The organism is Saccharopolyspora indica (assembly GCF_027853965.1).
Lineage (GTDB): Bacteria > Actinomycetota > Actinomycetes > Mycobacteriales > Pseudonocardiaceae > Saccharopolyspora > Saccharopolyspora indica.
Genome location: NZ_JAQGLB010000021.1, coordinates 1 through 25,692 on the forward strand (window position 1 = coordinate 1; position 25,692 = coordinate 25,692).

Here is a 25,692-nt window from a genome sequence, read left to right on the forward strand (position 1 = left end):
ACACGACCGCTACGGGGTGGGCAGGTCGGCGAGCTCGCCGATGCGCTTGCGGTGGGTTTCGGCGATGCCGAAGGCGAGCTGGGAGCTCTTGGCCCGGCCCAGGTAGAGGTGGGCCGGGTGCTCCCAGGTCATGCCGATGCCGCCGTGCAGCTGGAGGTGCTCTTCAGCGGCCAGCACCACCAGGTCCGAGCAGTGCGCCTGGGCGATGGCCACCGCGAGCTCCGGCTCGGTGTCCCGGGCCAGCGCGTCCGCGGCGTTGCGGGCCACCGCGCGCCCCGAGCTGACGCCCACCCACAGGTCGGCCAGCCGGTGCTTGACCGCCTGGAACGAGCCGATCTGCCTGCCGAACTGGTAGCGGGTCTTCGCGTAGTCCACTGTGGAGTCCAGGCAGTGCTGCGCGAGCCCGACCTGCTCGGAGGCCAGCATCCCGGCCGCGGTCAGCAGCGCTCGGCGCAGCGCGCGCTCGGCGTCGGCGCCGGAGGCCAGCCGCCTGCCGGGTGCGCCGTCCAGGTCGAGGGTGCCGAACCGCCTGGTGAGGTCCAGCGGCGTGGTCGGCGTCCGGGTGACCCCGGTCGCCGAGGTGTCCACCAGGTACAGCGCCGGGCCGTCGGCATCGGTCGCCGGGACCACGACGAGGTCGGCGACCTCCAGGTCCACCACCGCTGACACCGCGCCGGTCAGCGCCGCTCCGTCGGCCTTCACCGCCTGCGGGAACGGTGCCTGCGGCGGGGTGGTCAACCCGACCGCGACGGTGCCGATCCGCGATCCGTCGGCGAGCTCGGCCGGCGGCTCCGCGCAGGCCACCAGCGCCGCGGTGGCCAGCACGTTGCCCAGGAACGGCACCGGGGCGACCGCGCGACCGATCTCCTCGGCCACCACCGCCAGCTCCCGGGCGCTGGCCCCGGCTCCGCCGAGCTCCTCGGGCACCAGCAGCGCGGCCAGGCCGAGCTCGCCGGCCAGGGTGCGCCAGAGCGCCAGGTCGTAGGGCTCGTCGGTCTCGCAGCGGGCCAGCACCGCGGTCCAGTCGCAGCGGTCGCGCAGCAGCCGCCGCACGGTGGACCGCAGGTCTTCCTCCAGCTCGCTGTAGAGCAGGTCCGGCGCGCTCATCGCGGCAACTCCTTCCACGGCCGGTCCTTGTCGGTGCGGATCTCCTGGGGCAGCCCCAGGATCCGCTCCGCGATGACGTTGCGCAGGATCTCGGTGGTGCCGCCCTCGATGGAGTTGCCCTTCGCCCGCAGGTACCGGAAACCGGCCCCGCGCTTGGTGAGCGAGGCGAAGTCGGGCTGGCGGAAGGTCCAGTCGTCGTAGCCCAGCCCGGCCTCGCCCTGGAACTCCAGCTCGAAACCGGTGATCGCCTGGTTCTGCTCGGCGAAGGAGACCTTCACCGCCGAACCCTCCGGTCCCGGTTCGCCGACGGCCATCTGCTGGCGCAGCCGGATGCTGGTCAGCCGCGTCGCCTCGGCGTCCACCCAGAGCCGCAGCAGCCGGTCGTGCAGACCGTGGGTGCGCTTGTCCGGGTTCGCGCGCCAGGCCTCGGCGGCTTCACCGATCATGCCGCCCTCGCGCGGGGGCGTGCGCCCGCCGATGGCCACCCGCTCGTTCATCAGGGTGCCCATGGCGACCTGCCAGCCCTGGCCGACCTCGCCGAGCCGCAGCGAGTCCGGGATCCGCACCCCGGTCAGGAACACCTCGTTGAATTCGGCCTCACCGGTGATCTGCCGCAGCGGGCGCACTTCCACGCCCGGCGCGGTCATGTCGCAGATGAAGTAGCTCAGGCCCTTGTGCTTGGGCTGGTCGGGATCGGAGCGGGCGACCAGGATCGCCCAGCGGGCCCGGTGCGCCAGCGACGTCCACACCTTCTGCCCGTCGACCACCCACTCCTCGCCATCGCGCACCGCCCGGGTGGACAGCGCGGCCAGGTCCGATCCGGCGCCCGGTTCGGAGAACAGCTGGCACCAGGTCTCCTCCCCGGTCCACAGCGGACGCAGGAAGCGGCGGCGCTGCTCGTCGGTGCCGAAGCGCAGGATGGTGGGCCCGGCCATGCCCAGGCCGATGACGTTGAGCTGGGGCTGGTTGTCCGGCGCGCCCGCCTCGGCGAAGGCGGTGTCGACGACCGCTTGGAGCTCCCGCGCGGCCCCGAGGCCGCCGAGCCCGGCGGGGAAGTGCACCCACGCGAGCCCGGCGTCGAAGCGCGCCCGCAGGAACTCCACCCGGTCGGTGCGCTGCGGATCGTGCGCGGCGAGGAACTCCGCCACCCGGCCGCGGATCTCAGTGGCGTCGGCACTCATGCCTTCGGCCCGCCGGCCACGTAGACGACCTGGCCGGAGACGAATCCGGCGCGCTCGTCGAGGAAGAACGACACGGTGTTGGCGATGTCCTCGGGCTGGCCCACCCGGGCCACCGGGATGCTCGCCGCGGCGGCCTTGGTGAACTCCTCGAACTCCATGCCCACCCGCTCGGCGGTGGCCCTGGTCATGTCGGTGGCGATGAACCCGGGCGCGATGGCGTTCGCGGTGACGCCGTACTTGCCCAGCTCGATGGCCAGCGTCTTGGTCAGGCCCTGCAGACCGGCCTTCGCGGTGGAGTAGTTGGCCTGGCCGCGGTTGCCCAGCGCCGAGGTGCTGGAGAGGTTGACGATGCGGCCCCACTTGGCCTCGACCATGTGCTTCTGCACCGCGCGGCTCATCAGGAACGCGCCCCGCAGGTGCACGCCCATCACGACGTCCCAGTCGTCCTCGGACATCTTGAACAGCATGTTGTCCCGGATGACGCCTGCGTTGTTGACCAGCGCGGTCGGGGCGCCGAGCTCGGCGGCGACGCGGTCCACCGCGGCCTGCACCTGGTCGGCGTCGCTGACGTCGCAGCCGACGGCCAGCGCCTTGCCACCGGCCGCCTCGATCGCGGAAACCGTGTCGGCGCAGTGCTTCTCGTCGAGGTCGATGACGGCGACGGCGAAGCCGTCCTCGGCCAGCCGCTTGGCGGTCGCCGCGCCGATCCCGCGGGCGGCACCGGTGACGATCGCGACTCGACTGTCTGCCATGGAATCTCCTTGTGCGTTGTGGGTCTGCACCGTGCTCAACGACGGCGGGCGGTCAGCGGTACTTCTTGAGCTCGCGGCGGGCCAGCGAGCGGCGGTGCACCTCGTCGGGGCCGTCGACGATGTGCAGGGTGCGGGCGTGGGCGTAGAGGTTGGCCAGCGGGAAGTCCTGGCTGACACCACCGCCGCCGTGGGCCTGGATGGCGCGGTCGATGACCCAGGTGGCCATCTCCGGCACCGCCACCTTGATCGCCTGGATCTCGGTGTGCGCGCCGCGGTTGCCCACGGTGTCCATCAGCCACGCGGTCTTGAGCACCAGCAGCCGGGCCTGCTCGATCTTGACCCGCGATTCGGCGATCCAGTGCTGCACGATGCCCTGCTCGGCCAGCGGCTTGCCGAAGGCGATGCGCTCGCTGGTGCGGCGGCACATCAGCTCCAGGGCCCGCTCGGCCATCCCGATGGCGCGCATGCAGTGGTGGATGCGGCCCGGCCCGAGGCGGGCCTGGGCGATCGCGAAGCCCTCGCCCTCGCCCGAGATGACGTTGTCCACCGGCACGCGGACGTCGTCGAACACCACCTCGGCGTGGCCGCCGTGGTCGGCGTCGCTGTAGCCGAAGACGTGCATGCTGCGCTCGATCCGCACGCCCGGGGTGTCCCTGGGCACCAGCACCTGGCTCTGCTGGCGGTGCCGCTCGGCGTCCGGGTCGGTCTTGCCCATCACGATCAGGATCGCGCAGCGCGGGTTCATCGCGCCGGAGGAGAACCACTTGCGGCCGTTGATGACGTAGTGGTCGCCGTCGCGCTCGATGCGGGTGCCGATGTTGGTGGCGTCGGAGGAGGCGACGTCGGGTTCGGTCATGCAGAACGCGGAGCGGATCTCGCCCTCCAGCAGCGGTTTCAGCCACTGCTGCTTCTGCTGCTCGGTGCCGAACTGCGCCAGCACCTCCATGTTGCCGGTGTCCGGCGCGGAGCAGTTGGTGGCCTCCGGCGCGAGCCGCCCGGCGCGGCCCATGATCTCGGCCAGCGGCGCGTACTGCAGGTTGGTCAGCCCGGCGCCGTGCTCACCGGGCAGGAACAGGTTCCACAGGCCGCGCTTGCGCGCCTCGGCCTTGAGCTCGTCCATGATCGGCGGGTGCGCCGCCCACTCGTCCTCGGCCTCGGCGAGCTGCTGCAGGAACACCGGCTCGGCCGGGTAGACGTGGGCGTCCATGAAGTCCAGGAGCTGCTCGCGCAGTTCCTGGGTGCGTGCGTCGTAGCCGAAGTCCATTCAGTCCTCCTTGAGAGTGGCGAGGCCCTGCGCGACGAGCGGGGTCACCAGCGCGCCGACGTGGTCGAAGCCCTCGCCGACGGTCTGGTCGTGGATGAAGCGGTAGTGGATGCCCTCCAGGATCACCGCGATCTTGAAGAAGCCGAACGCCACGTACCAGTCCAGTTCGGACAGATCGGTGCCGCTGCGCTCGGCGTAGCGCGCCAGCAGCTGCTGGGCGGTGGGGAAGCCGTGCTCCGGGCCGATGCCCTTGGCGATCGGGTTGTGCTCGATGCCGCTGAAGCCCTCCCAGTACACCGCGAGCAGCCCGAGGTCGGTGAGCGGATCGCCGAGGGTGGCCATCTCCCAGTCCAGCACGGCGGTGATCCGCTGATCGTCGACGATCACGTTGTCCAGCCGGTAGTCGCCGTGCACGATGCCGGTGCGCGAGGTGGTGGGGAGGTTGCCCGCCAGCCGGGTGGCGAGCTCCTCGATGCCGTCGATGTCGCGGCTGCGGGAGGCGGCCAGCTGCTTGCTCCAGCGCCGCACCTGGCGTTCCAGGAAGCCCTGCGGGCGGCCGAAGTCGCCCAGCCCGACCGGTTCCGGGTCGATCGAGTGCAGGTCGGCGAGCACGTCCACCAGCTGCCAGGACAGCTCGACGCGCTCCTGCGGCGTCAGCTGCTCGGTCAGCCGCTGCGTGCGGTAGACGGTGCCCGGCACGTACTCCATGACGTAGAACGGGGCGCCGAGCACGCTGTCGTCCTGGCAGAGCAGGTGGGTGCGCGGCACCGGCACGTCCGTCCCGGCCAGCGCGGACATCACCCGGAACTCGCGGCCCATGTCGTGCGCGGTGGCCAGCACGTGGCCCAGGGGCGGCCTGCGCACCACCCAGCGCCCGCTCCCGTCGCTGACCAGGTAGGTCAGGTTGGACCGTCCACCTTGGACGAGTTCGCCGGTCAGCGGCCCGCCGAGCAGCCCGGGCCGCTCGGCGTCGAGGTGGGCGCGCAGCCGGTCCAGGTCGAGGCCGGGCAGCGGTTCGGCGGTCATCGGGACTCCTTGCCTAGCGGGATGACGTCGGTCAGGGCGGAGAGCTGCGCGCGGGTCTCCGCGGGATCGGTGTGCAGCACGGTGCGCATGCCCAGGTTCCGGGCGGCGTCGACGTTGGGCGCGCCGTCGTCGACGAACACCACCTGCCCGGCGGACAGCTCCAGCCGCTCCAGCGTCATGCGGTAGATCCTCGGGTCGGGCTTGCGCAGCCGCACCTCCGCCGAGATGACCGCGACGTCGAACAGCCCGTCGAGCAGGTCCCACGGGTAGTCGTTGCCCCAGCTGTTGGACAGCAGCGCGGTGCGGACGCCGCCGGTGCGCAGAGCGCGGACCAGGTCGAGCATGGCGGGTTCGCTGCGCATCCGGGCGAACATGCGCTGGAGCAGGCCCTCCGGCGCGACCGGTGATCCGTCGACGGTGCGCAGCCGCCGCGCGAGGGTGCGGTCGAACTCCTCGGCGCCGAGCTCGCCGAGCTCCAGCCGGTGGATCGGGGTGCCGGGCGGTGCGTCGCGCGACAGCCATTCCTTGATCGCGGCGGAGAACGTCTCCGGGCGGATGCCCTCCTGCTCGATCCAGCCGTGCAGGGCGGCGCGGCCGGAGGTGGTCAGCACTCCGCCGTAGTCGAAGATCACCGCCCGGACCGGGCAGGTCGCATCACCGGAACCCATACCAGGACCGTACCGACTAGCCGGTATGTAGCGCTAGAGCCCGCGAGCGGTTCCCCGCGAGAAGACGACACCAACGGCTCGGGGGGAGGTGTCAATTTCGTACGAAATTGGCGCTCCCCCGGGTGGCGCAGGGCCCGGCAACGTCCGGTCGGGCTGGTGGGGACGGCAGTTTTGCCGGAAACTGCCACCCCGCTGCACCCGGGCCGTCCGGTCAGTTTCAGGCAGAACTGCCGGACGACTGGAAGCCGTGGCGGATGCGGGCCGCGCGGTCCAGGAGTTCGGCCGGTGTCGCGGTGCTGAACTGGAGGTCGACGAAGGCGTCCGCGACGCCGAGCCCGGCCAGCTCGTGCAGGTAGTCCACGAGCTGGCCGACCGCATCGGGGTCCTGCTTGACGTTGATGCGCACGGCGGTGGCGATCGGTCCGCGCCCGGCTCGCCGGGCCTGGTCGTCGATGTCGGCCATCGCCTTGCGCAGCGCTTCCACCGGCAGCGCGACGCCGAGCCAGCCGTCCGCGCGGCGGCCGATCCGGCGGAACGCCACCGGGGAGAGTCCGCCCAGGTAGATCGGCACCTGCTTCGCGGGCTTGGGCTGGAAGTGGCCGGGGCTGATGGTCCAGAACTTTCCGCTGTGCTGCACCGGGTCCGGGTCCCAGAGCGCCGCGAGCACGTCCAGCGTCTCGTCCAGCCGCGCGCCGCGCTCCCGCCACGGCACCCCGACCGCGTCGTACTCGTCGCGCGACCAGCTCAGCCCGAACCCGGCGATGAGCCTGCCGCCGCTGAGCTGGTCGATCCCGGCGAGGCTGCGGGCCAGGTGGATCGGCGGGTGCAGCGGCGCGTTGAGCGTGCTGGTCCCCAGCAGCGGGCGCGTGGTGGCGCCGGCCGCCAGCGTCAGCACCAGCAGCGGGTCGAGCCCGCTGCGGAACTGCTCGGGCATGGTGCCGCCCGGGTAGGGCGTGATCGGGTCGGCGGCGGCGTGCACGCGTTCGCCCGCCCAGAGGCTTTCGAAGCCGAGCGCTTCGGCTTCGGCCGCCAGCCGCGGCACCAGGAGCGGGTCGGAGAACGGGCCGAACTGGGGGAGGGTCAGTCCAAGGCGCATGGAGATCATGGTGTCGGTGCGGGGTCTCGGGTGCCAGCTCTGGTCGGAACGGGCGCACCGCGGGCGGCGTTCGGACCAGCGAGCGCCCCGTTGCCCCGGGTGAGCGTGCAACTACCACCAATGGCAGGTCGCTGATCACCGCGGGTTGCGGGAGCGCGCGTTGCGGCTTTCGCGGAAACCCGTTCGTCGCAACGTCATCCATCAGTACGGCGGTTGTGCGCGCGATGGTGGCCCACGGGGTGTGGCGCTCGGTGCGCACTGTTAATTGTGGGAACGACGGGCGCGTTGACGCGGAGTTTACTCGGCAGTAAGTATCTGGGTCGCCGCGCGGCCCGCACCTTTTCGTTGCCGATTCTGCGAGGTGAGGCCAATGACGTCCCAATCCCGTGGCAGACGTGTCGCCACTGCTGCCGCCCTGACCGCAGCCGCTGCGCTTGCGTTCACACCGCAAGCCCTGGCTGCCGCTTTCGACGTCAACTTCGACTGCTCCGGTTCGTCCCCGGTGGGCGAGCAGCAGTTCAGCCTGCAGCAGGGCGCCGACGTCACGGCGCCGGCGACCGTCGCCCCCGGCGGTGCGCTGGACATCGTGATCGACCCGGCGGTGAACACCGTTCCCGCCGAGGTCAACGGCTACACGGTCAAGCGGATCGAGGGCATGGACCTGAAGATCCCGATCCCGGCGAACTCCACGTTCGTCTCGGCCGACCTGGAGGGCGGTTCCGGCCTCGGCCCGAACCCGCCGACGATCAGCGTGGAGGGTAACGTCGCCACGCTGCACCTGGACGGCCCGCTCGCGGGCGGCTCGGACTTCGAGCTGCCCACCGTGATCGCGCACCTCACCGCCGGGGACTCCGGCACGATCGAGACGAAGCTGCACGGCACCAGTCACGACGACCCGGGGCTGACCTTCACCGCGGTGGTCTCGTCGATCATCGGTGACACCAACGTGCCGTCGCGCTGCTTCCCCAACCCCAACCCGGTCCTGACGACCACGACGATCGGCTGACCCCGACGGCGGCGGGGCCCAGCGCCCCGCCGCCGCTCCCGGGCTGCGCCCGAAATGCCCGCCGTCGCCCGAAAACCGTTCCAATGGGCGAAAAAGCGTTCGGTCGCGGTGGGAACCTCGACGCCTGGAACTTCGTCACAGTTGCTGTTTCGCGGCGAACTGGAGGAGAGATGGCGGAGAAGTTTCGGGTCGAACCCGAGCAACTGCGGGGCTATTCGGGCATGTTGGACCGCAACGCCCAGCACTTCCTGACGATCCGCGAGCACGCCGAGACCAAGGGCTCCGACACCAGCGGGTTCACCGGGGTCCTCGCGCTGCTGCAGCCCGTGGTGATCGCGGTCGGCAAGCTGTACGGAGAAACCCTCGAGTTCGCCAACGAGCGGCTGACCGGTGTGTCGGACGCCCTCAAGGAATCCGCCGAGGTCTACGAGAAGGAGGACCAGGCCAACTCCGAGCGGATCAAGCAGGTCGAGTCGATCATGGGTGAGGCCACCAGCCTCGGGGGGCGCAAGTGAGCGGATACGCCGACACCCAGGATCCCGCCGCGGTGCTCAACGCCGCCGCCCAGAACCGGCCCGGGCTGCAGTCCACCAAGGAGCTCATCGAGGCGGCCGGGTGGAAGCTGCAGAGCGTCAACTGGGTCTACGAGAAGGTCACCGGCGAGAACCTCGTCGACTCGTTGATCAAGCCGCTGCTCGGCGACTTCGAGAAGATCGACGAGAACGCGGCCGCCTGGAGCAACATCGCCAAGGCCCTCGACGCCGTGCGCAACAACCTCAACGCCGGGCTCCAGGAGCTGGAGCCGCACTGGGAGGGCGAGGCCGCGCAGAACTTCGAGAAGCACATCAGCGTGGTGTGGACCGTCGGCATCGAGGCGGATTCGCAGGTCGCCAAGCTGATCGGCGACCGGTTCCAGAACACCGCCGACACCTGCCGGATGATGTGCAACACCGCGATGTCCCTGCTGGACATCCTGATCGGCCTGCTGATGGACGCCGCGATCAAGGCCGCTTTCCCGCCCGCGTGGGCCACCGTCGTGCTGATGGTCAAGAATGCCATCGACATCGTCGACGCGATCCGGCGGATCATCACCCAGGTCCAGCAGATCATCGAGGGCGTCAAGTCGATGATCGACGGCATCGTGGGGATGGGGACGGCGTTGATGAAGATCAAGGACGTCAACAACGTCAACGACGCCATGAACGTCCTCGACGAGACCCAGGACGCCAAGCAGAAGATCGACGACGGCAAGAAGGCGGTCAAGACCGGCGCCGTGGGTGCGGCGATGGCCGGTGCCGGTGGTGCGTGGGCCGGTCGCGGCTTGAGCAAGGGCGCGAGCTCGTTGCGGTCCGGCGGGACCGGGGGACCGAACACAGCCGGGGGAGCGGGCGAGTGACCGCGTCGCGACGAGGGCGGGAAAGGACGTAACGAGTGTCGAATCCGTTGGACAACCCGAATCTCCGCGTGCTCACCGAGCAGCTCGATGCCGCGCTGGCCGAGGGCAAGCGGGTCGCCGAGGAAGCGGCCCAGATCGGCCGGTACGCCCCGGCGTTCACCGACGAGGACCTCGCCGAGATCGAGCAGTTCGCGCGCGGCGACCAGGCGCCGCCCGAGCTCCGGGACCTGCAGCGGCGCATCGACGCCGGTGAGCTGTCCTGGCAGGACGTCCGCGCCGGGCGGGTCGCGGACGACCCCGGAGTGCTGCGCGGACTTTCCGCGGGCATGCCGGCGTTCGAGGAAGCGCACACGTTGTTGCGCGAAGGCCACGACGTCGACGAAGTCATCGCCGCCAGGGAACCGGCGCCGGAGCAGCCCGTCGCTTCGGACGCGCCGCCGCGGCCCGCCGAGCCGAACTGGGACGATCCCGATGACCTCGGGAACAACAGCTGGATGGACCGACCGAGCCAGTGGTGACCAAGCCCCGTCGGCTGCTGCTGCCGGGCTGTCTGCTGGTGGTGCTCAGCGCGCTGTTCGGCATCGCCGGAATCGGCGTGATCGTGGCCGGGTCGGTGTCCGGCATCGCGGTCGACCGCGCTGAGCCGCACCGGTGGACGACCGGTGACGTGGTGCTGCAGTTCAACCGCTTCGGCACCTGCGAGGTGGTTCCCGAGGCGGGGCCGGCCCGGAAGGTCGAACCGCAGCGGCAGGTCGAGGAGATCGAGGTGCCGCGCTGGTTCTCCGGCCCCGCCTCGATCACCTGCGACCAGCCGGTGACCGCGTGGCAGGGAACTGCTGCCGGGCTGCGGTCGTTTGTCTCCTCCGCGGCGTTCGAGTACGGCCTGGCGACCGCGGTCGTGCTGCCGTTGCTGGGACTGGTGGTGCTGCTCGTCCGGCGCCGCGGCGCGCCGCGCTGATCAGCTCCGCCGCCGCATGACCAGGTGCGCGGCCACGCCGGCGAGCAGTCCCCAGAACACCGAGGCGATGCCGAACAGCGTCAGTCCCGAGGCCGTGACCAGGAACGCGATCAGCGCAGCGGTGCGGCTGTCGGCGTCCTCGGTGGCCTTGGCCAGCGAACCGCCGATGGTGTCGAGCAGCCCGATCCCGGCCAGCGCGGTGATCAGCGCCAGCGGGAACGCCGCGATGAGGCTGCCCAGCGTCGCGCCGAAGATGCCCAGCAGGAGGTAGCAGACGCCGGAGGCGATGCTCGCCTTGTAGCGCTGCGCCGGATCCTCGTGGGCGTCGCGGCCCATGCACAGCGCGGCGGTGATCGCCGCCAGGTTGATGCCGAAGCAGCCCAGCGGCGCGAGCACCACGTTCACCGCACCGGTCCAGGACAGCAGCGGTGACACCGGGGTCGAGTAGCCGTGCGTCCGCAGGGTGACGACGCCGGGCAGGTTCTGCGAGGTCATGGTGATGACGAACAGCGGGATCGCGATGCTGATCGTGGTGTGCAGCGACCAGCTCGGCCACACCCACACCGGAGCGGCCAGCGCGATCTCGACGCCGCCGAGCCGCAGCGAACCCTGCGCGCCGGTGAGCGCGACGCCCACCACCAGCGCGATGAGCACCGCGTAGCGCGGCAGCAAGCGCTTGCCGAGCAGGTAGCCCGCCAGCATCGCCGCGACGAGCCAGAACTGGTCCTGCATGGTGGTGAACACGCCGATGCCGAACTGCAGCAGCACCCCGCCGAGCAGGGCGGCGGCGATCGAGGCGGGGATCAGGTCCACCGCGCGCTCGAACCAGCCGGTCAGCCCCACCACGACGGTCAGCGCGGCGGCCAGCAGGAACGCGCCGACGGCCTCGGACATCGAAACGCCGTGACCGCTCGTGGCCAGCAGCGCGGCACCGGGTGTCGACCAGGCGAGCACGACGGGAGCCCGGTAGCGCAGCGACAGCGCGATCGAGGTGACGCCGATGCCCACGCCCAGGGCGAGGATCCAGGAGGCGATCTCGGCGGGCCCGGCGCCGAGCGCGCGAGCGGCCTGGAAGACGATGGCCGCCGAACTGACCACCCCGACCAGCGTGGTGATGCCACCGGCGACCAGAGTGGACGCCGAAGCGGTGGGGAGTCGTTGACGCAACTGCACTGGAATCCGTCCGTTCTGTATATGGAACGACGGCGATGCTAGGAGGAAGCGGTGGAGCTGGTCAAGGTGGTGGGGGCGAACCTGCGCGCGGCCCGCGCCGAGCGCGAGCTGTCGTTGTCGGAGACCGCGCGGCGGGCGGGGATCGGCAAGGCGACGCTGTCGGAGCTGGAGGCCGGGCGCCGCAATCCCACGCTGGAAACCCTCTACGCGCTGGCCGGGGTCCTCGGCGTTCCCCTGGGGCGGCTGCTGGTCGCGGAGCCGGAGCCCGACGCGGAGCCCGCCGTGGTGGTCAACCGCGCCGGCGGTGCGGAGCTGTCCGGGCAGGTGGTGGAGGTGCAGCTGATGGACCGGGTGGTCGCGGGCGGGCAGCGCCAGGAGATCTACCGGCTGCGCGTGCGCGCGGGTTCCAAGTACGTCTCCGCCGCGCACCGCCCGCGCGTGGTCGAGCAGCTGCTGGTGCACTCCGGAACCCTGGTCACCGGACCGGAATCGGCCCCGGAGACCCTCGGTCCCGGCGACTACATCCGCTTCGACGGCGGAGTGGACCACGTCTACCAGGCTCCGGCCGACGACGTCCTCGCGACGCTGGTGATGCGCTACCCCGACCCGGCCTGAGATGGCTCGGGGAGTGTTTCCGCTGTTCAGGCCCCGTGAGCGTTTTGTGGTGTTATAGCACCACAAAACGCTCACGGGCCATCACCTGCCAAAACCTTCGTGCGGCCGAGGCATCAGTGGTGAGTCGTCCTTGGCGGAGCCCGGCCGTGGAGCGGAGTGAGCACTCACTTCGTCCTTGACGGAGTGAGTGCTCACTCCGTACGGTGGTGGGCATGGGTGAGACGACGCGGCGCCGGGCGCCGGGGATGAGTCCGGAGGAGCGGCGGGCGATGATCATCGCTGCCGCGATTCCGCTGGTGGCCGAGTACGGGGCGGCGGTGACGACCAAGCAGGTGGCGCGGGCGGCCGGGATCGGGGAGGCGACCATCTTCCGGGTTTTCGAGGACAAGGACGAGCTGATCTCGTCGTGCATGGAGGAAGCGCTCCGGCCGGATCAGGTGACGCGGGAGATCGGTTCGATCTCGCTCGACGACCCGCTGGCCGACCGGCTCCGCGCCGCGGCGGATGCGCTGGCCGCGCACCTGGAGCGGATCGGCGCGTTGGCCGGTGCGCTGCACGCCACCGGGCACCCGAGCGGTGCGCGCAACGCCATGGCGGGCAAGCTCCGGATGAAGCGCGCGAAGGAGCGGCCGAACCCCGAGGACCGGGATGGCGGGCGCCAGGTGCGCGATGCGGTGGCCGAGCTCTTCGAACCGGAGCGGGATTCGCTGCGGCTGCCGCCGGAGAAGCTCACCGCGATGTTCATCGGATTCCTGTACACGCGCGGGCGCATGGGCGGCGAATCCGCCGGGGTGGAACCCGCCGAGCTCGTCGACCTCTTCCTGCACGGTGCGCTGGTGGAAGCGGCATGACGCCCCTGTGCGCCAACCTGAGCCCTGCTCAACCGCACCTCAGGGGACCGTGGTGCAACCGCACAACGCAAGATCAATCCGGACGCGACCACCGCTGAAAAACGCGGAGAGGCGGGACTGCATGACCATCACCCTGAACCACACCATCGTTCCGGCTCGGGACAACGCGGCGGCGGCCGACTTCCTGGCCGGGATCCTCGGCCTGCGCCGCCTGCCGCCGGACGGCTTCGACGGGAAGTTCGCCCCGGTAGAGGTCAACGATTCCCTGACCCTGCAGTTCATGGCGGTGCCGGGCGCCGAACCGCACCACCTCGCGTTCGACGTGACGCCCGAGGACTTCGACGAGATCCTCGCCCGCCTCCGCGAAGGCGGCGTCGCCTTCGGCAGCAGTCCGATGGAACCGGACAACGGGCGGATCGACCACCCGCTGTGCCCCCGAGGCCTGTTCTTCTGCGACGAGACCGGAAACCTCTACGAGGTCATGTCCCCGGCCTGATCCGGGGCCGCGATTTCAATGGAAATCTCCACGTCCGATTTCCATTGAAATCGGACGACCCCGCGCGGCGGAACCGGAAATACCGCGCAAAAGGCGAAGGCCCCTCCAGGGCGGGGGACCGGAGGGGCCTTCGCAGCTACCGAACACCAAGCTGCTTTCGGGGAACAGCACCGGCTTCGGCATCGATCGGGTGAGATCTTTCGGAGGTGCGGGGCGCGGTGGCCCCGCACCGGGTCAGCTGTTGTCCTGCTTCAGCATGTCCGAGCACTTCTCACCGATGGCCATGGTGGTGATGTTCGGGTTCACCGCCACCAGGAACGGCATCGCCGAGGCGTCCGCGACGCGCAGGCCCTGCACGCCCTTGACCCGCAGCCGCGCGTCCAGCGGCTTGGTCGGGTCGTCGTCGGCACCCATCGGCACCGAGGCCGCCGGGTGGTAGACGGTGTTGTGGGTGCGCTTGAGGTAGTCGGCGATCTCGTCGTCGGTGCGCACGTCCGGGCCGGGGAACAGCTCCGCGCCCGCCCACTCCTGCATCGCGGGCCGGGCCACGATCTCGCGGGCCAGCTTGATGCCCTCGGTCATCACCCGGATGTCGTGCGGGTCGGTGAAGTACCGCGGGTCGACCTTCGGCTTGTCCCGGAAGTCGCGGCTGCGCAGCCGCACCGTGCCGGTGGAGCGGGCGCGGGTGACGTTCGGGGTCAGGCAGAAGCTGTTCTCCGAGGTCGGGTAGCCCTGCCGCACGGTGTGCATGTCGAAGGGCACCGAACCGTAGTGGAACATCAGGTCCGGCCGGTCCAGCCCGGGCTCGGTGGTGGTGAAGATGCCGATCTCCCACCACTGCGTCGAGTCGGTGACCATCGGCTGCTTGGCGTCCCAGCTGATCACGCCCTCCGGGTGGTCCTGGAGGCTGGAGCCGACGCCGGGGGAGTCCACCAGCACGTCGATGCCGAACTCGCGCAGGTGCTCGCCGGGGCCGATGCCCGAGAGCATCAGCAGCTTCGGGGTGTCGATGGCGCCCGCGGAGAGCACCACCTCGCGGCTGGCGGTGACCGTGCGGGTGTGGATCAGGTCGGCGTCCAGGTACTGCACGCCGGTGGCGCGGGTGCCGGTGAAGGTCACCTTCTTGGCCCACGCCTGGGTGCGGATCTCCAGGTTCGGCCGGTCCAGGTTCGGGTGCAGGTAGGACACCGAGGACGAGGAGCGGGTGCCGTCCTCGCGGGCGTTGATCTGGAACCAGTTGGCCCCGTGCACCACGGTCTTGCCGGAGTTGAACTCCGTGGTCGGGATGCCCTGCTGCTCGCAGGCCCGCAGCAGCGCGGCGCCGCACGGGTCCTCCGGCGGGACGCTGCGGATGGTCACCGGGCCGCTGCGGCCGTGGTGGTCACCCGGCCCGTCGTTGGTCTCCAGCCGCTTGTACAGCGGGAAGACGTCCTTGGCGCCCCAGCCGGTGGCGCCCATCGACTCCCACTCGTCGAGGTCCTCGGCCGGGGCCCAGAACGCGATGCAGGAGTTGTGCGAGGAACAGCCGCCGAGCACCCTGGCCCGCGCGTGCCGCATGAAGGAGTTGCCGTTCTCCTGGGGTTCGATCAGGTAGTCCCAGTCGTAGCCGGACTCCAGCAGCGCCATCCAGCGCTTGAGCTCCAGGATCGCCTTGTCGCCCACGTCCGACGGCCCGGCCTCCAGCAGGCACACGGTGACGTCCGGGTCCTCCGAGAGCCGCGCCGCGACCGCCGCGCCCGCGCTGCCGCCGCCGACCACCACGTAGTCGAACTGGTCTGTCATTGTCCGAATCTCCGTTTCTTTCTCCGCAGGTTCCGGTCATCTCGCCCACCCGTGCGAGGTGCCGGACCTCAGGCGACCGGGCTGGTCTCGTTGTCCGATGTGGACGCGTGCTCGGCGAGGACGCCGACCTTGTGGCGCTGGACGAACCAGTAGTACGCGAATCCGCCCACCGCCGCGACTCCGACGAACAGCATCGAGCTGTACTGCAGGTACCAGTGGTAGGGCGGCTCGGCGTTGTACACCTCGCGGCGCGGCCAGGCCAGGTTGATCGTCATGCCCAGGCCCCACAGCACCGCCAGCACGTTGACCGGCAGCCCGAGCTTGCCCAGGCTGAACCGGCCCTCCTCCTTGACCGGCTTCCACTTGCCGCGCAGCCGCGCGATCAGCATCGGCACCGTGACCAGCAGGTAGGAGATGTAGATCAGGATGATCGCCAGGCTGGTGATGGCGGTGAAGATCTGCGGCTGCCCGATGTTGACCACCAGCAGCGCCACCGCGAGCACGCCGATCACCACCGCGGGGATCACCGGGGTCTGGAACCGCGGGCTGACGCGCGCCAGCAGCTTGCCCGCGGGCAGCGCGTTGTCGCGGGCCATGGCGAAGGCGATGCGGATCGCCGCGGTGTGCACCGCCAGCACGCAGACCGTGATCGCCACGAAGATGGCCAGCAGGAACAACCGGCCGACGAACGGGCCGAGCGCGTCGTTGAGCACGAACTGCAGGCCGCTGGAGGCCAGCTCCGGCGCGGAGAAGTCGCGCGTGGCCATCATGCCGAACAGCAGGATCAGCCCGCCGAGGATGAACGAGGCGATCAGCGCCCGCAGGATCGCCTTCGGCGCGTTGCGGTGCGGGTTGATGGACTCCTCGCCCAGCGAGGCGGCGGTGTCGAAGCCGTACATCACGTACGACGAGGCGATCCCGGCGATCAGGAACGCGCTGAGGTAGCTGCCGCCGAAGGCCGACTCGGTGCCGTTGGTGTCGAACACGACCGTCGGCGGGTTCACCGCCACCAGCGCCAGCGCGACGATCAGCAGCACCGCGGCGACCAGCTCGATGAACACGCCACCGCTGTTGATCCGGGCCATCAGCTTCACGCCGAAGGCGTTGACCAGCGTGGTGAACAGGATCAGCACCAGCGCCAGCAGGATGCCGTTGACCGCGGCGTCGGTGCTGCTGGAACCGTCGCCGATCACCTGGAAGCCGGACCAGATCTGCGGGAGGGTGTTCTGGTAGGCCAGTGCGGTGGCCGAGATCGACACGATCGAGGCCAGCAGCATCATCCACCCGGCCAGCCAGCCGACGTGCTGACCGCCCAGCTTCTTGGCCCAGTTGTAGACGGAACCGGCGATCGGGTACCGCGATGCCAGCTCGGCGAAACTCAACGCCACGAGCAACTGCCCCAGGAACACGATCGGCCAGGACCACCAGTAGGCGGGGCCCCCGAAGGACAGGCCGAAGTAGGACAGTTGGAAGGTGCCGGTGAGCACCGAGATGTAGCTGATCCCGGCCGCGAAGGTGTGGAAACCTCCGAGACTTCTCTTCAGTTTGTTGGTGTAACCGAACTCGTTGAGCTCGGCATCATAATTGGGCGCGCTCATGCCCCGAACTCCTTTCCCGATCAACGCCGCCCGCCGGATGCGGGAGGGTTGGACCGGGTGGTTGCTTGCGTCGCGCGAAATGCGATCGCGACCTCTTGGGCCGCACAGGTGCGCTGCGGCGGTGGATCAACACCGCCGCAGCGCACCGAATCTCCTTACTTCCCGGAGAACCAGTTCTGCGGCCCGGGCCGCAGGTTCTGGAAGACGTGCTTGGCCTCCTGGTATTCACCGAGTCCGGCGCGGCCGAGTTCGCGGCCGATGCCGGACTGCTTGTAACCGCCCCATTCCGCCTGCGGCAGGTAGGGGTGGAAGTCGTTGATCCAGACGGTGCCGTGCCGCAGCCGGTTGGCCACCCGCTGCGCCTTGGCCGGGTCGCCGGTGAACACCCCGCCGGCCAGGCCGTAGTGGGTGTCGTTGGCGATGCGCACCGCGTCGTCCTCGTCGGTGAAGCGCTCCACCGTCAGCACCGGGCCGAAGGACTCCTCGACCACCGCGTAGGACCCCTGCTGCACGTTGTCGAGCACGGTCGGCAGGTAGTAGTGACCGCCCGCGTAGCGCTCGCCCTCGGGGCGGCGGCCGCCGGTGCGCAGGACCGCGCCCTCGGCGACGGACTTGGCCACGTAGTCGTCGACCTTCTGCAGGTGCGCGGCCGAGATCAGCGGCCCGGTCTCGGCGTCGGCGTCGAACGGCCCTCCGAGGCGGATCAGCTCGGCGCGGCGGACGATCTCGTCCACCAGCGCGTCGTGCAGCTCGTCCTGCACGATCAGCCGGGTGCCCGCCGAGCACACCTGGCCGGAGTGCAGGAACACCGCGGTCAGCGCGTAGTCCACGGCGGTCTCGAAGTCGGCGTCGGCGAAGACCACGTTGGGGTTCTTGCCGCCCAGCTCCAGCGCGACCTTCTTGACCGTGGCCGCGGCCGCGGCCGAGACCTTGCGGCCGGTGTGCAGGCCGCCGGTGAAGGAGACCAGGTCGATGTCGGGGTGCTCGGAGAGCACCGAGCCGACCTCGGCGCCGGTGCCCAGCACCAGGTTGCCGACACCGGCGGGCAGCCCGGCCTCGGTCAGCGCGCGCATCAGCAGGATCGCGGTGCTCGGGGTCAGCTCGCTGGGCTTGAGCACGAAGGTGTCGCCCGCCGCGATCGCCGGGGCGACCTTCCAGGCCACCTGCAGCAGCGGGTAGTTCCAGGGCGTGATCATGCCGCACACCCCGACCGGCTCGTACTGCACGCGGCTGATCGAGTCCCGCGAGCCGGTGTCGACCAGGTGGCCCGCGTCGGTGCCCGCGATCTTGCCGAAGTAGCGGAAGCAGGCGGCGATGTCGTCCATGTCGAATTCGCTCTCGACCAGCCGCTTGCCGGTGTCCAGCGATTCGGCGCGGGCGAACTCGGCCTTGTCGCGCACCAGGATGTCGCTGACCCGCAGCAGCAGGTCACCGCGCTCCCACGGCGAGCTGGTCGCCCAGGAGCCCTCGTCGAAGGCGCGGCGGGCCGCGGCGATGGCGCGCTCGGTGTCGGCCCGCCCGCCCTCGGCCACGGTGGCGACCAGTTCCCCGTCGGCGGGGCAGCGGATCTCGCGGGTGCGGCCGTCCGCGGCAGGAACCCATTCGCCGTCGATGAACAGCGTGGCCGCCGAATTCTCAGCTTGCGACATGCTCGTTTCCCCGTGATGTCGGTTGTGCTTAATGTGCTGGAACCGCACGACCGTGCACTTCTGGTGGCGGTGTGGTCACACAATGCCGCGAGAGCCGGCACTTCGCCACGCGAATCGTCGTCGTCGCATCCGGGCGAAATTCGACGAATGGTGCCGTCGGCACGCCGTGGTGCGATTTCACCTCCTGGCGGTGCATTCGGTGGCGGCCGTGCGCGGTCTTCGTTCCCATTCCAGCTTCAGGTCGATTCCACGACCTGGTGCGATTGCTCTCAGTGCCGCCGAAGACCCTAACACCGGTGGTGTACATCTGTACATCACCGGGGTTGGAAGATGTCGTTCTCCGTTGAAAATATGCGCTCCGAACAGCATGAACGCCAATTCGGTGACCTGGACCGCATCGCGCGGGCCGGGTGGCATGGCAGGCTGGTCAAGGTCATCCGGCCCACCGCCGGCAACACGGGAGGGACGCCGAAGCGAATGTCGACCACGCAGCCCGCGCCCGCCGCGCGCCGCAAGGACCCGGCCCGGCCCGAGCGCATCGCGCGCGCCGCGATCGCCGTCGTCGCCGAGCGCGGTGTGGACAAGCTCACCCACCGCGCGGTCGCGGCGGCGGCCGGGGTTCCGCTGGGGTCGACCACCTACTACTTCGCCACCCTCGACGACCTGCTGGCCAGCGCGCTGCGGCAGGCGGCAGCCGACGACGTCGCGCACCTGCGCGAGTGGGCCGCGGGGCTCGACGGCGACCTGGTCGCCGCGCTGACCGATCTGGTGCTGCACTACCTCGGCCCGGCCCGCGCGCAGACCGCCGTCGAGCACCAGCTCTACATCGCCGCGCTGCACAAGCCCGCGCTGCACGGCGCGAGCCAGGAGTGGGACAGCGCGCTGGCCGAGCTGTTCGCCTCGCTCGTCGACCCGGCCACCGGCCGCGCGCTGTCGGTGGTGTTCTGCGGATTGCTGCTGCAAGGCATCGTCCGGGAATCGGTGCCGAGCCGAGATGAAATCGAGATGATATTCCGCAGGGTGCTGCCGGGGCCCGCGGAAAGCTGATTCCAGCAGGCATTTCTCGCCGGGTGTCCGATCGGTCAACATCGGATGTCCGTTGCATTGCACCGAATCCGGGGCTGTTGATCTAGCTGCCCGGGGCGGGAAGAATGGTGCCAGCGATCCGTGGCACCTCCGCGCCGCGCGCGTGCGCCTCCGCCGGTTTCAGCCCGGTGGAGCACATCGCCGGACGTTTTTCGGGTGTACAACGGACTTGCCGCGTCGGGGCGTGGCTCGCTCCCAGCACATTTGATCAACTCAGGTGGGGTGAGACCGTGGGGCACAACGAAGACCGCGAATTGGTGCCGCTTAAGTCGGATTTCGACACAGTGTGGTACGGGTTCCGCCGATCTCAGGTGAAGTTCTACATTCAGCAGACCGAGACCGAGGTGCGGATGCTCGCCGAGGATCGCGACTCGGCGCTCAGCCAGGTCGGCGACCTGACCGCGCAGCTGGAGCGGGCGCGGGCCGAGGTCGACTCGCTCAAGCAGCAGCTCGACGAGCAGGCCCGCACTCCGGTCGATGCCGCTGCGCTGACGGACCGCTTACGCCGCATGGTCCGGCTCGCCAACGATGAGGCGAACGAGGTGGTCGCCGCCGCGCAGGCCGCGGCGGAGCACGAGTGGGCGCGCAGCGAGCAGGCCGCGGCCGAGCTGCGCGAGCGCTACGAGAAGCTGGTCGCCGAGGCCGACGAGTGGCGGCGGCAGTCCGAGCAGCAGCGCAACGAGATGCTCGCCCGCACCCGCGAGGAAGTCCAGGCCATGAAGCGCGAGGCCGAGGACTGCCGCCGCAAGCTCGACAACGACGCCGAGGAGCGGCGCACCCAGGTCGAGCACGACTTCGAGGTGTCCATGGCGGCGCGCCGCGAAGAGGCGATGCGCATCATGGCCGAGCGCGAGCAGGCCAGCCGGGAGGCCGCGCAGCGGCGGGTCCGCGAGGCCACCGCGGAAGCGGAGCGGCGGATCCGGCGGGCGGACGAGTACGCCGAGACGATGCTGCGCATGCGGCAGGACCTCGCGCAGCGGGTCCGCGCCGCGCAGCAGGTGCTGGCCGGCGCGGAGCCGTTCCTGGCCGCGACGGAAGCGGGCGCGGCCACCGAGGGCTCGGACGGCTACGTCACCGAAGTAGTCCACAATGGACACGTCCCGGCCGGGGACGTCGACGTCCCGGAGCAGCGCCACGAAGAGCCGGTGCGCGCGGCGGCGAGCGCCTGACGGCACCGCGGTCTCGCGAGGACTCCGCGGGTCCTCGCGAGACCGCCGCTGCCCGCGCTCCCGTCACCGGATCCGGCCTCCCGATCAGCGGAGCCGATCTCGAACCGCGAAGATCCTCACCAGCGGAGCCCCCGGCGAGAACTCGCCGACGACTTCCGGGCTCCGCGCCTGATCACTAGGTTCGGCTGGGATTCGGCGCAGCGGGAGGCGGAATGAACTGGCGCGGTCTGGTCACCACGGTCGCGGTGTGCGGCATGCTGCTGGTCGGCGCACCGGTGGGTGCGGCACCACCGGCGGACGACGTGCGCGACCGGCTGGAGGCGGTGCCCGATCTGACGGTGGTGGGCGAGCGGCCCACCGAAGCGGGGTTCCGGCTCTTCGACCTGACCTTCACCCAGCCCGCCGACCACCGGAACCCGGCGGCCGGGCAGTTCCAGCAGCGCCTGACCCTGCTGCACCGCGACCTGGCGCGGCCGACCGTGCTCTACACCTCGGGCTACGGCCTGCCGGAGAAGACCACGCGCACCGAGCCGACCCGGCTGGTCGACGGCAACCAGGTGAGCCTGGAGCACCGCTTCTTCACCCCGTCCCGCCCGGACCCGGCGGACTGGGGCGACCTGGACATCTGGCAGGCCGCCACCGACCAGCACCGGGTGATCAGCGCCCTGCGCGCGGTCTACGACGAGCAGTGGATCACCACCGGGGCCAGCAAGGGCGGCATGACGGCGGTCTACCACCGGCGGTTCTACCCCGACGACGTCGACGGCACGGTCGCCTACGTCGCGCCCAACGACGTCGACAACGACCAGGACCGCTACGACGAGTTCCTGGCCGGGGTCGGCACCGACCCGGCCTGCCGCGCGGCGCTGACTGCGGTGCAGCGCGAGGCGCTGGTGCGCCGCGACGAGCTGGTGGCGAAGTTCCAGGCCTACGCCGACAGCGAGGGGCTGACCTTCGACCGGATCATCGGCGACATCGACCGCGGCTTCGAGATGACGGTGATCGACACGCCCTTCGCGTTCTGGCAGTACCGCGGCCAGGACGACTGCGCCCAGGTGCCCGCGACCACGGCGAGCACCGACGAGATCTACGCGTTCTTCGACCAGACCACGGAGTTCCGCTTCTACACCGACCAGGGCATCGAGCCCTACGCGCCGTACTACTACCAGGCGGGCACCCAGCTGGGCTGGCCGCACGTCTCCGACGAACCGCTGGCCGACCTGCTGCACAACCGCGAGCTGAGCCAGCCCCGCAACCTGGTGTCGCGCGACATCCCGATGCGCTTCAAGCCGGGCACGATGCACCAGGTCGACACGTGGGTGCGCAGCCGCGGTTCGGAGCTGATGTTCGTCAACGGCGAGCGCGACCCCTGGAGCGCCGAACCCTTCGAGCTCGGCCCCGGCACCCGCGACTCCTTCAGCTACCTGGTCCCGGGCGCCAACCACGGAGCCAAGATCGAGGGCCTGCCCGCCGACCAGCGCGCCGAAGCCGAGCAGACCCTCCGCCGCTGGGCCGAGGTCGAAGCCCCGGCCACGCGCTCCGCGGTTCTGGACGCCGAGCCGCTCCAGCGCCACCCGCGCTAACCCGACCGGCACCAGGTGAAGGGCACCTTTCACCAACACAGTTGGCGAAAGGTGCCCTTCGCTCCGTCCTGATCGGGGTGCACGAGTTGCGCGGGAGAGTGCGGAGCGGGTGTGGGAATCGAGGTGAAGGGCACCTTTCGCCGAGTTAGTTGGTGAAAGGTGCCCTTCACGCTTCACCTGGTCGGGTCACGTCACTGGGGCTTGAGCGGTGCGGGTCAGCCGGTCTTGGCGCGGGTGCGGCGGGCGGCGAGGGTGTCGTAGGTGTTCATCAGGAACTTGTGGGCCGGGCGCTCGACCACGCGGGTCAGGGCCCAGCCGAGGATCGTGCCGGTGATCAGCATCGCGGCGGTCTGCAGGAGCGGGTCGACGCCGTGGTCGTCGAGCTTGCGCATCACGATGTAGCCGATCGTCTGGTGCACCAGGAAGACGCCGTAGGAGATGCCCGCGAACCAGCTGATCCGGCCGGCCAGCCAGCTCGGCACCACCCGGTTCCAGTCCGGGCCGTAGGCGGTCACCGCCACCACGAGCATGCCCAGGCACACCGCGATGGTGGAGCCCCAGTCGGCCACCAGGCCCTCGGGGGTCTCGGCGTAGTTGTGCAGCGCCTGACCGGCCATGCAGGCGAGCAGCATGCCGAGGAAGTGCGGCAGCGAGATGCGCCGCGTCGACCACAGCCAGATCGCCACGCCGACGACGAACAGGTGCCAGCGGTGCACGCCGATGCCGTCGACGACGGTGCGGTAGAGCTCCGAGGGATCGCTGACCCGCAGCGGCCACTGGACGATCGGCAGCAGCACCGCCAGCCACAGCACGACGATGATCCGCCGCCCGTGGCCCCACTTGGTGGCGAACAGCGCCGCGGCGGCGGTGAAGCCCATCAGCTGCAGCGGGACCGTCCAGTGCGAGCCGTCGATGAACCAGTAGTCGGCGGGCTTCCAGTTCCACAGCATCAGCAGGTTGGACACCAGATCGCTGCCGGTCGGGTAGAACCAGCCCTCCACGGCCGCCCAGCGCATAGCCAGGAAGACCACCACGACGGCGCCGATGAACGGCGGAACGAGCCGGGCCATCCGCCCCCACCAGTAGCGCAGCAGCGTGCCGCGGCCGATGGTCACGCACGCGAAGTACGCCGAGATCACCAGCAGCAGGCTCGCCCCGACCTGGAACGGGAAGACGACCGAGCGCGGCGTCATCTCCGGGTGCAGGTAGGTGCTGAGGAAGGTGGAGTGGTAGAGCATCACCAGCACGACGCAGGCGGTTCGCACCACGTCCCAGCTGATCTTGCGCTTGCTCCGGCCCGAGCTCCGCTTGGTGGCAGTGGGTGTCATCTCGGGCACGCGGGTCACCGTACCAGGGGTGTTTGTCTGAATCTCGAAGGATCATCGCGTTCTGCGCTGGGCAGATGGCGCACTGGTCCGCACCGGTCGGTCCATGTCGGATTGGTCACGGTTTCCGGGCCAGCGCGGCGCAACTCAGCGGCGTCGCGGTGCTCAGGTCCGCATCGCCGGGATCCGGTCGCCAGTCCGCGGTCGGCACCACTCCGGGATCCAGCACCTCCAGGTCCGCCAGCAGCGATCCCAGCTCGGCCCGGCTGCGCGGGGTCGCGGACAGCAGGTCGGCCACCGCGCGCACGGTCTCCGGCGCGTGGTCGGCGGTGAAGTGGGTCAGCCCGAGCAGCGAACCCGCGGCGAAGGCGTCGAGGTAGCGGCCGATCATCTCGGCCGGGTGCTCGGGGACGAAGTGCAGGACGGAGAACATCAGCACCGCCACCGGTTCGGCCGGGTCCAGCAGTCCGCGGGCGCGGTCGGAGGCGAGCACCGCGTCGACGTCGCGCAGGTCGGCCTGCACGATCGCGGCGTTGGGCACGCCCTCCAGCAGCAGCTCGCCCTGGGTGACGGCGAGCGGCTCGCTGTCGATGTAGACCACCCGCGCGTCCGGGGCCAGCTGCTGCGCGATCTGGTGCGCGGTGCCGATGGTGGGGATGCCGCAGCCGACGTCCAGGAACTGCCGGACGCCCAGGTCCAGGCAGGTGCGCACCACGCGGTGCAGGCAGGCGCGGTTGGCCAGCGCGTCCAGCCGGACGTCCGGGGCGACCGCGAGCACCCGGCGGGCGAGCTCGCGGTCCGAGGCGAAGTTGCTGCCGCCGCCCAGGAGGAAGTCGTGCACCCGCGCGCCGCTGGGGCGATCCAGGTCCAGGTCGTGCGGGAACTGGGAGTTCTCGGACATGATTCCTCCGGGTGACCGTGCTGGTGCGCAGAGTAGTTTCCCGGCCGCGTCCCGAACAGGGTGAAAAGTGATCGAGAGCACTCACGCTGCGTCATTGACCTGGAGTGCGCTGGAGGTTCGAGACTGCTGGGGAACCGCGAGATTCGGTGAAGGGATGAGTTCGATGGCGCAGTACGTGTTGCCGGAGTTGGATTACGACTACGCGGCGTTGGAGCCGGCGATCGCCGGTGAGATCAACGAGTTGCACCACAGCAAGCACCACGCGACCTACGTCAAGGGCGCCAACGACACGGTCGAGAAGATCGCCGAGGCGCGGGACAAGGGTGATTTCTCGTCGATCGTGGGGTTGGAGACCACGCTGGCGTTCCACCTGGCGGGGCATTCGCTGCACCTGGTGTGGTGGAAGATCCTCTCGCCCAACGGTGGGGACAAGCCGACCGGTGAGCTGGCGGCGGCGATCGATGAGGACTTCGGTTCCTTCGACGCGTTCCGGGCTCAGATGGAGGCGGTGTCGGGCACGATCCAGGGCAACGGCTGGGGTGTGCTGGCGTGGGATCCGGTGGGCCGTCGGCTGGTGACGCAGCAGTTGCGGGATCACCACTCGAACCTGTCGATCGCCACGACGCCGCTGCTGGTGTTCGACATCTGGGAGCACGCGTACTACCTGCAGTACCGCAACGTGAAGGCGGACTACATCAAGCAGTTGTGGAACGTGGTGAACTGGGACGAGGTCGGCAAGCGCTTCGCCGACGCCCGCGCGGGCTACAACGGCCTGCGCCTGCCCACCGCCTGATTCCCGCCCGGCGCATTCGTTCCGGGGTGCCTGGTCAGTGCTCCGGCAAAGTCGTCCTGGGTGGGTCTGCGGCAGTTTTGCCGGAAACTGACCGGGGATTCCGGGAGGGATGGGGTGGCGGTTTCCGGCAAAACTGCCGCCCAGCACCAGCCCGTCCGGACTTTGCCGGGCCCCTGGGGCTGGATACCTGGTGTTCAGCGGTGATCGCGCGTGCATT

General features: G+C 70.2%; 25 protein-coding genes. 12 read left to right on the top strand and 13 right to left on the bottom strand.

Annotation, left to right across the window (positions count from 1 at the left end; all coding sequences use genetic code 11):
• Positions 1-9 precede the first annotated feature (9 nt).
• The 7 genes from OU416_RS32375 to OU416_RS32405 form a co-directional block, all read right to left on the bottom strand.
• Positions 10-1,107: an acyl-CoA dehydrogenase family protein gene (locus OU416_RS32375; protein ID WP_270930866.1), complete on the bottom strand. Its 1,098-nt coding sequence runs from the start codon at positions 1,105-1,107 to the stop codon at positions 10-12.
• Positions 1,104-2,288 carry an acyl-CoA dehydrogenase family protein gene (locus OU416_RS32380; RefSeq protein WP_270930867.1) on the bottom strand — a complete coding sequence of 395 codons (1,185 nt, stop codon included), beginning with the start codon at positions 2,286-2,288 and terminating at the stop codon, positions 1,104-1,106. Before OU416_RS32380 ends, OU416_RS32375 begins: the two co-directional genes overlap by 4 nt.
• Positions 2,285-3,040, bottom strand: coding sequence for a 3-oxoacyl-ACP reductase FabG (gene fabG, locus OU416_RS32385; protein WP_270930868.1), 756 nt, complete (start codon positions 3,038-3,040; stop codon positions 2,285-2,287). The genes OU416_RS32380 and fabG overlap by 4 nt, the downstream gene beginning before the upstream one ends.
• 52 nt (positions 3,041-3,092) lie before the next feature.
• The gene (locus tag OU416_RS32390) at positions 3,093-4,304 is read right to left on the bottom strand and encodes an acyl-CoA dehydrogenase family protein (RefSeq protein WP_270930869.1); all 1,212 of its coding nucleotides are present in this window, start codon (positions 4,302-4,304) and stop codon (positions 3,093-3,095) included.
• Positions 4,305-5,330, bottom strand: coding sequence for a phosphotransferase family protein (locus tag OU416_RS32395; RefSeq protein WP_270930870.1), 1,026 nt, complete (start codon positions 5,328-5,330; stop codon positions 4,305-4,307).
• The gene (locus OU416_RS32400; RefSeq protein ID WP_270930871.1) at positions 5,327-5,998 is read right to left on the bottom strand and encodes an HAD family hydrolase; all 672 of its coding nucleotides are present in this window, start codon (positions 5,996-5,998) and stop codon (positions 5,327-5,329) included. Before OU416_RS32400 ends, OU416_RS32395 begins: the two co-directional genes overlap by 4 nt.
• A 217-nt stretch (positions 5,999-6,215) precedes the next feature.
• The gene (locus OU416_RS32405; RefSeq protein ID WP_270930872.1) at positions 6,216-7,094 is read right to left on the bottom strand and encodes a TIGR03619 family F420-dependent LLM class oxidoreductase; all 879 of its coding nucleotides are present in this window, start codon (positions 7,092-7,094) and stop codon (positions 6,216-6,218) included.
• A 370-nt stretch (positions 7,095-7,464) separates the two neighbouring features.
• On the opposite strand from OU416_RS32405, the gene OU416_RS32410 reads away from it, so the two are divergent.
• From OU416_RS32410 to OU416_RS32430, 5 genes are all read left to right on the top strand, one after another.
• Positions 7,465-8,100, top strand: a complete 636-nt coding sequence (locus OU416_RS32410; RefSeq protein ID WP_270930873.1) for a cyclase — start codon at positions 7,465-7,467, stop codon at positions 8,098-8,100.
• A gap of 170 nt (positions 8,101-8,270) precedes the next feature.
• Positions 8,271-8,615, top strand: coding sequence for a type VII secretion target (locus OU416_RS32415; RefSeq protein ID WP_270930874.1), 345 nt, complete (start codon positions 8,271-8,273; stop codon positions 8,613-8,615).
• Positions 8,612-9,496: a WXG100 family type VII secretion target gene (locus OU416_RS32420; RefSeq protein ID WP_270930875.1), complete on the top strand. Its 885-nt coding sequence runs from the start codon at positions 8,612-8,614 to the stop codon at positions 9,494-9,496. The genes OU416_RS32415 and OU416_RS32420 overlap by 4 nt, the downstream gene beginning before the upstream one ends.
• Before the next feature lie 35 nt (positions 9,497-9,531).
• The gene (locus OU416_RS32425; RefSeq protein WP_270930876.1) at positions 9,532-10,014 is read left to right on the top strand and encodes a hypothetical protein; all 483 of its coding nucleotides are present in this window, start codon (positions 9,532-9,534) and stop codon (positions 10,012-10,014) included.
• Entirely contained in the window at positions 10,011-10,454 is a 444-nt protein-coding gene (locus tag OU416_RS32430; RefSeq protein ID WP_270930877.1) for a hypothetical protein, read from the top strand. Before OU416_RS32425 ends, OU416_RS32430 begins: the two co-directional genes overlap by 4 nt.
• Here the strand turns inward: OU416_RS32430 and OU416_RS32435 are convergent, their stop codons facing one another.
• A complete protein-coding gene (locus OU416_RS32435; RefSeq protein WP_270930878.1) occupies positions 10,455-11,627 on the bottom strand; it encodes a benzoate/H(+) symporter BenE family transporter in 1,173 nt (390 codons plus the stop codon). It abuts the gene before it with no gap.
• Between the two features lie 51 nt (positions 11,628-11,678).
• On the opposite strand from OU416_RS32435, the gene OU416_RS32440 reads away from it, so the two are divergent.
• The 3 genes from OU416_RS32440 (at position 11,679) to OU416_RS32450 (ending at position 13,589) form a co-directional block, all read left to right on the top strand.
• Positions 11,679-12,242, top strand: a complete 564-nt coding sequence (locus OU416_RS32440) for a helix-turn-helix domain-containing protein (RefSeq protein ID WP_270930879.1) — start codon at positions 11,679-11,681, stop codon at positions 12,240-12,242.
• A gap of 245 nt (positions 12,243-12,487) precedes the next feature.
• Positions 12,488-13,093: a TetR/AcrR family transcriptional regulator gene (locus OU416_RS32445; RefSeq protein ID WP_270930983.1), complete on the top strand. Its 606-nt coding sequence runs from the start codon at positions 12,488-12,490 to the stop codon at positions 13,091-13,093.
• 121 nt (positions 13,094-13,214) lie between these two features.
• On the top strand, positions 13,215-13,589 hold the full coding sequence (locus OU416_RS32450) for a VOC family protein (RefSeq protein WP_270930880.1): 375 nt from the start codon (positions 13,215-13,217) through the stop codon (positions 13,587-13,589).
• A 234-nt stretch (positions 13,590-13,823) separates the two neighbouring features.
• Here OU416_RS32450 and OU416_RS32455 read toward each other — a convergent pair whose 3' ends face one another.
• From OU416_RS32455 to OU416_RS32465, 3 genes are all read right to left on the bottom strand, one after another.
• Positions 13,824-15,371, bottom strand: coding sequence for a GMC family oxidoreductase (locus OU416_RS32455; protein WP_270930881.1), 1,548 nt, complete (start codon positions 15,369-15,371; stop codon positions 13,824-13,826).
• 68 nt (positions 15,372-15,439) lie between these two features.
• Positions 15,440-16,969: an APC family permease gene (locus OU416_RS32460; RefSeq protein WP_270930882.1), complete on the bottom strand. Its 1,530-nt coding sequence runs from the start codon at positions 16,967-16,969 to the stop codon at positions 15,440-15,442.
• Between the two features lie 155 nt (positions 16,970-17,124).
• On the bottom strand, positions 17,125-18,618 hold the full coding sequence (locus OU416_RS32465) for an aldehyde dehydrogenase family protein (RefSeq protein WP_270930883.1): 1,494 nt from the start codon (positions 18,616-18,618) through the stop codon (positions 17,125-17,127).
• A gap of 477 nt (positions 18,619-19,095) precedes the next feature.
• Between OU416_RS32465 and OU416_RS32470 the strand changes: the two genes are divergently transcribed.
• The 3 genes from OU416_RS32470 to OU416_RS32480 all read left to right on the top strand — a co-directional run bounded on the left by OU416_RS32470 (position 19,096) and on the right by OU416_RS32480 (position 22,456).
• The gene (locus tag OU416_RS32470) at positions 19,096-19,665 is read left to right on the top strand and encodes a TetR/AcrR family transcriptional regulator (RefSeq protein WP_270930884.1); all 570 of its coding nucleotides are present in this window, start codon (positions 19,096-19,098) and stop codon (positions 19,663-19,665) included.
• Positions 19,666-20,015: 350 nt separating this feature from the next.
• Positions 20,016-20,873, top strand: coding sequence for a coiled-coil domain-containing protein (locus tag OU416_RS32475; protein ID WP_270930885.1), 858 nt, complete (start codon positions 20,016-20,018; stop codon positions 20,871-20,873).
• A gap of 212 nt (positions 20,874-21,085) precedes the next feature.
• Positions 21,086-22,456, top strand: a complete 1,371-nt coding sequence (locus OU416_RS32480; protein WP_270930886.1) for a S28 family serine protease — start codon at positions 21,086-21,088, stop codon at positions 22,454-22,456.
• Between the two features lie 215 nt (positions 22,457-22,671).
• On the opposite strand, the gene OU416_RS32485 is transcribed toward OU416_RS32480, so the two are convergent.
• Positions 22,672-23,784, bottom strand: a complete 1,113-nt coding sequence (locus tag OU416_RS32485; RefSeq protein ID WP_270930984.1) for an acyltransferase family protein — start codon at positions 23,782-23,784, stop codon at positions 22,672-22,674.
• 115 nt (positions 23,785-23,899) lie between these two features.
• On the bottom strand, positions 23,900-24,682 hold the full coding sequence (locus tag OU416_RS32490) for an SAM-dependent methyltransferase (RefSeq protein WP_270930887.1): 783 nt from the start codon (positions 24,680-24,682) through the stop codon (positions 23,900-23,902).
• Between the two features lie 163 nt (positions 24,683-24,845).
• Between OU416_RS32490 and OU416_RS32495 the strand changes: the two genes are divergently transcribed.
• Positions 24,846-25,475, top strand: coding sequence for a superoxide dismutase (locus tag OU416_RS32495; RefSeq protein WP_270930888.1), 630 nt, complete (start codon positions 24,846-24,848; stop codon positions 25,473-25,475).
• Positions 25,476-25,692 lie beyond the last annotated feature (217 nt).

Excerpts from the sequence above, each read along its gene's own strand:
- OU416_RS32375 (WP_270930866.1), bottom strand. The coding sequence starts at position 1,107 with ATGAGCGCGCCGGACCTGCTCTACAGCGAGCTGGAGGAAGACCTGCGG.
- OU416_RS32380 (WP_270930867.1), bottom strand. The coding sequence starts at position 2,288 with ATGAGTGCCGACGCCACTGAGATCCGCGGCCGGGTGGCGGAGTTCCTC.
- fabG (WP_270930868.1), bottom strand. The coding sequence starts at position 3,040 with ATGGCAGACAGTCGAGTCGCGATCGTCACCGGTGCCGCCCGCGGGATC.
- OU416_RS32390 (WP_270930869.1), bottom strand. The coding sequence starts at position 4,304 with ATGGACTTCGGCTACGACGCACGCACCCAGGAACTGCGCGAGCAGCTC.
- OU416_RS32395 (WP_270930870.1), bottom strand. The coding sequence starts at position 5,330 with ATGACCGCCGAACCGCTGCCCGGCCTCGACCTGGACCGGCTGCGCGCC.
- OU416_RS32400 (WP_270930871.1), bottom strand. The coding sequence starts at position 5,998 with ATGGGTTCCGGTGATGCGACCTGCCCGGTCCGGGCGGTGATCTTCGAC.
- OU416_RS32405 (WP_270930872.1), bottom strand. The coding sequence starts at position 7,094 with ATGCGCCTTGGACTGACCCTCCCCCAGTTCGGCCCGTTCTCCGACCCG.
- OU416_RS32410 (WP_270930873.1), top strand. The coding sequence starts at position 7,465 with ATGACGTCCCAATCCCGTGGCAGACGTGTCGCCACTGCTGCCGCCCTG.
- OU416_RS32415 (WP_270930874.1), top strand. The coding sequence starts at position 8,271 with ATGGCGGAGAAGTTTCGGGTCGAACCCGAGCAACTGCGGGGCTATTCG.
- OU416_RS32445 (WP_270930983.1), top strand. The coding sequence starts at position 12,488 with ATGAGTCCGGAGGAGCGGCGGGCGATGATCATCGCTGCCGCGATTCCG.
- OU416_RS32450 (WP_270930880.1), top strand. The coding sequence starts at position 13,215 with ATGACCATCACCCTGAACCACACCATCGTTCCGGCTCGGGACAACGCG.
- OU416_RS32455 (WP_270930881.1), bottom strand. The coding sequence starts at position 15,371 with ATGACAGACCAGTTCGACTACGTGGTGGTCGGCGGCGGCAGCGCGGGC.
- OU416_RS32460 (WP_270930882.1), bottom strand. The coding sequence starts at position 16,969 with ATGAGCGCGCCCAATTATGATGCCGAGCTCAACGAGTTCGGTTACACC.
- OU416_RS32465 (WP_270930883.1), bottom strand. The coding sequence starts at position 18,618 with ATGTCGCAAGCTGAGAATTCGGCGGCCACGCTGTTCATCGACGGCGAA.
- OU416_RS32470 (WP_270930884.1), top strand. The coding sequence starts at position 19,096 with ATGTCGACCACGCAGCCCGCGCCCGCCGCGCGCCGCAAGGACCCGGCC.
- OU416_RS32480 (WP_270930886.1), top strand. The coding sequence starts at position 21,086 with ATGAACTGGCGCGGTCTGGTCACCACGGTCGCGGTGTGCGGCATGCTG.
- OU416_RS32485 (WP_270930984.1), bottom strand. The coding sequence starts at position 23,784 with ATGACACCCACTGCCACCAAGCGGAGCTCGGGCCGGAGCAAGCGCAAG.
- OU416_RS32490 (WP_270930887.1), bottom strand. The coding sequence starts at position 24,682 with ATGTCCGAGAACTCCCAGTTCCCGCACGACCTGGACCTGGATCGCCCC.
- OU416_RS32495 (WP_270930888.1), top strand. The coding sequence starts at position 24,846 with ATGGCGCAGTACGTGTTGCCGGAGTTGGATTACGACTACGCGGCGTTG.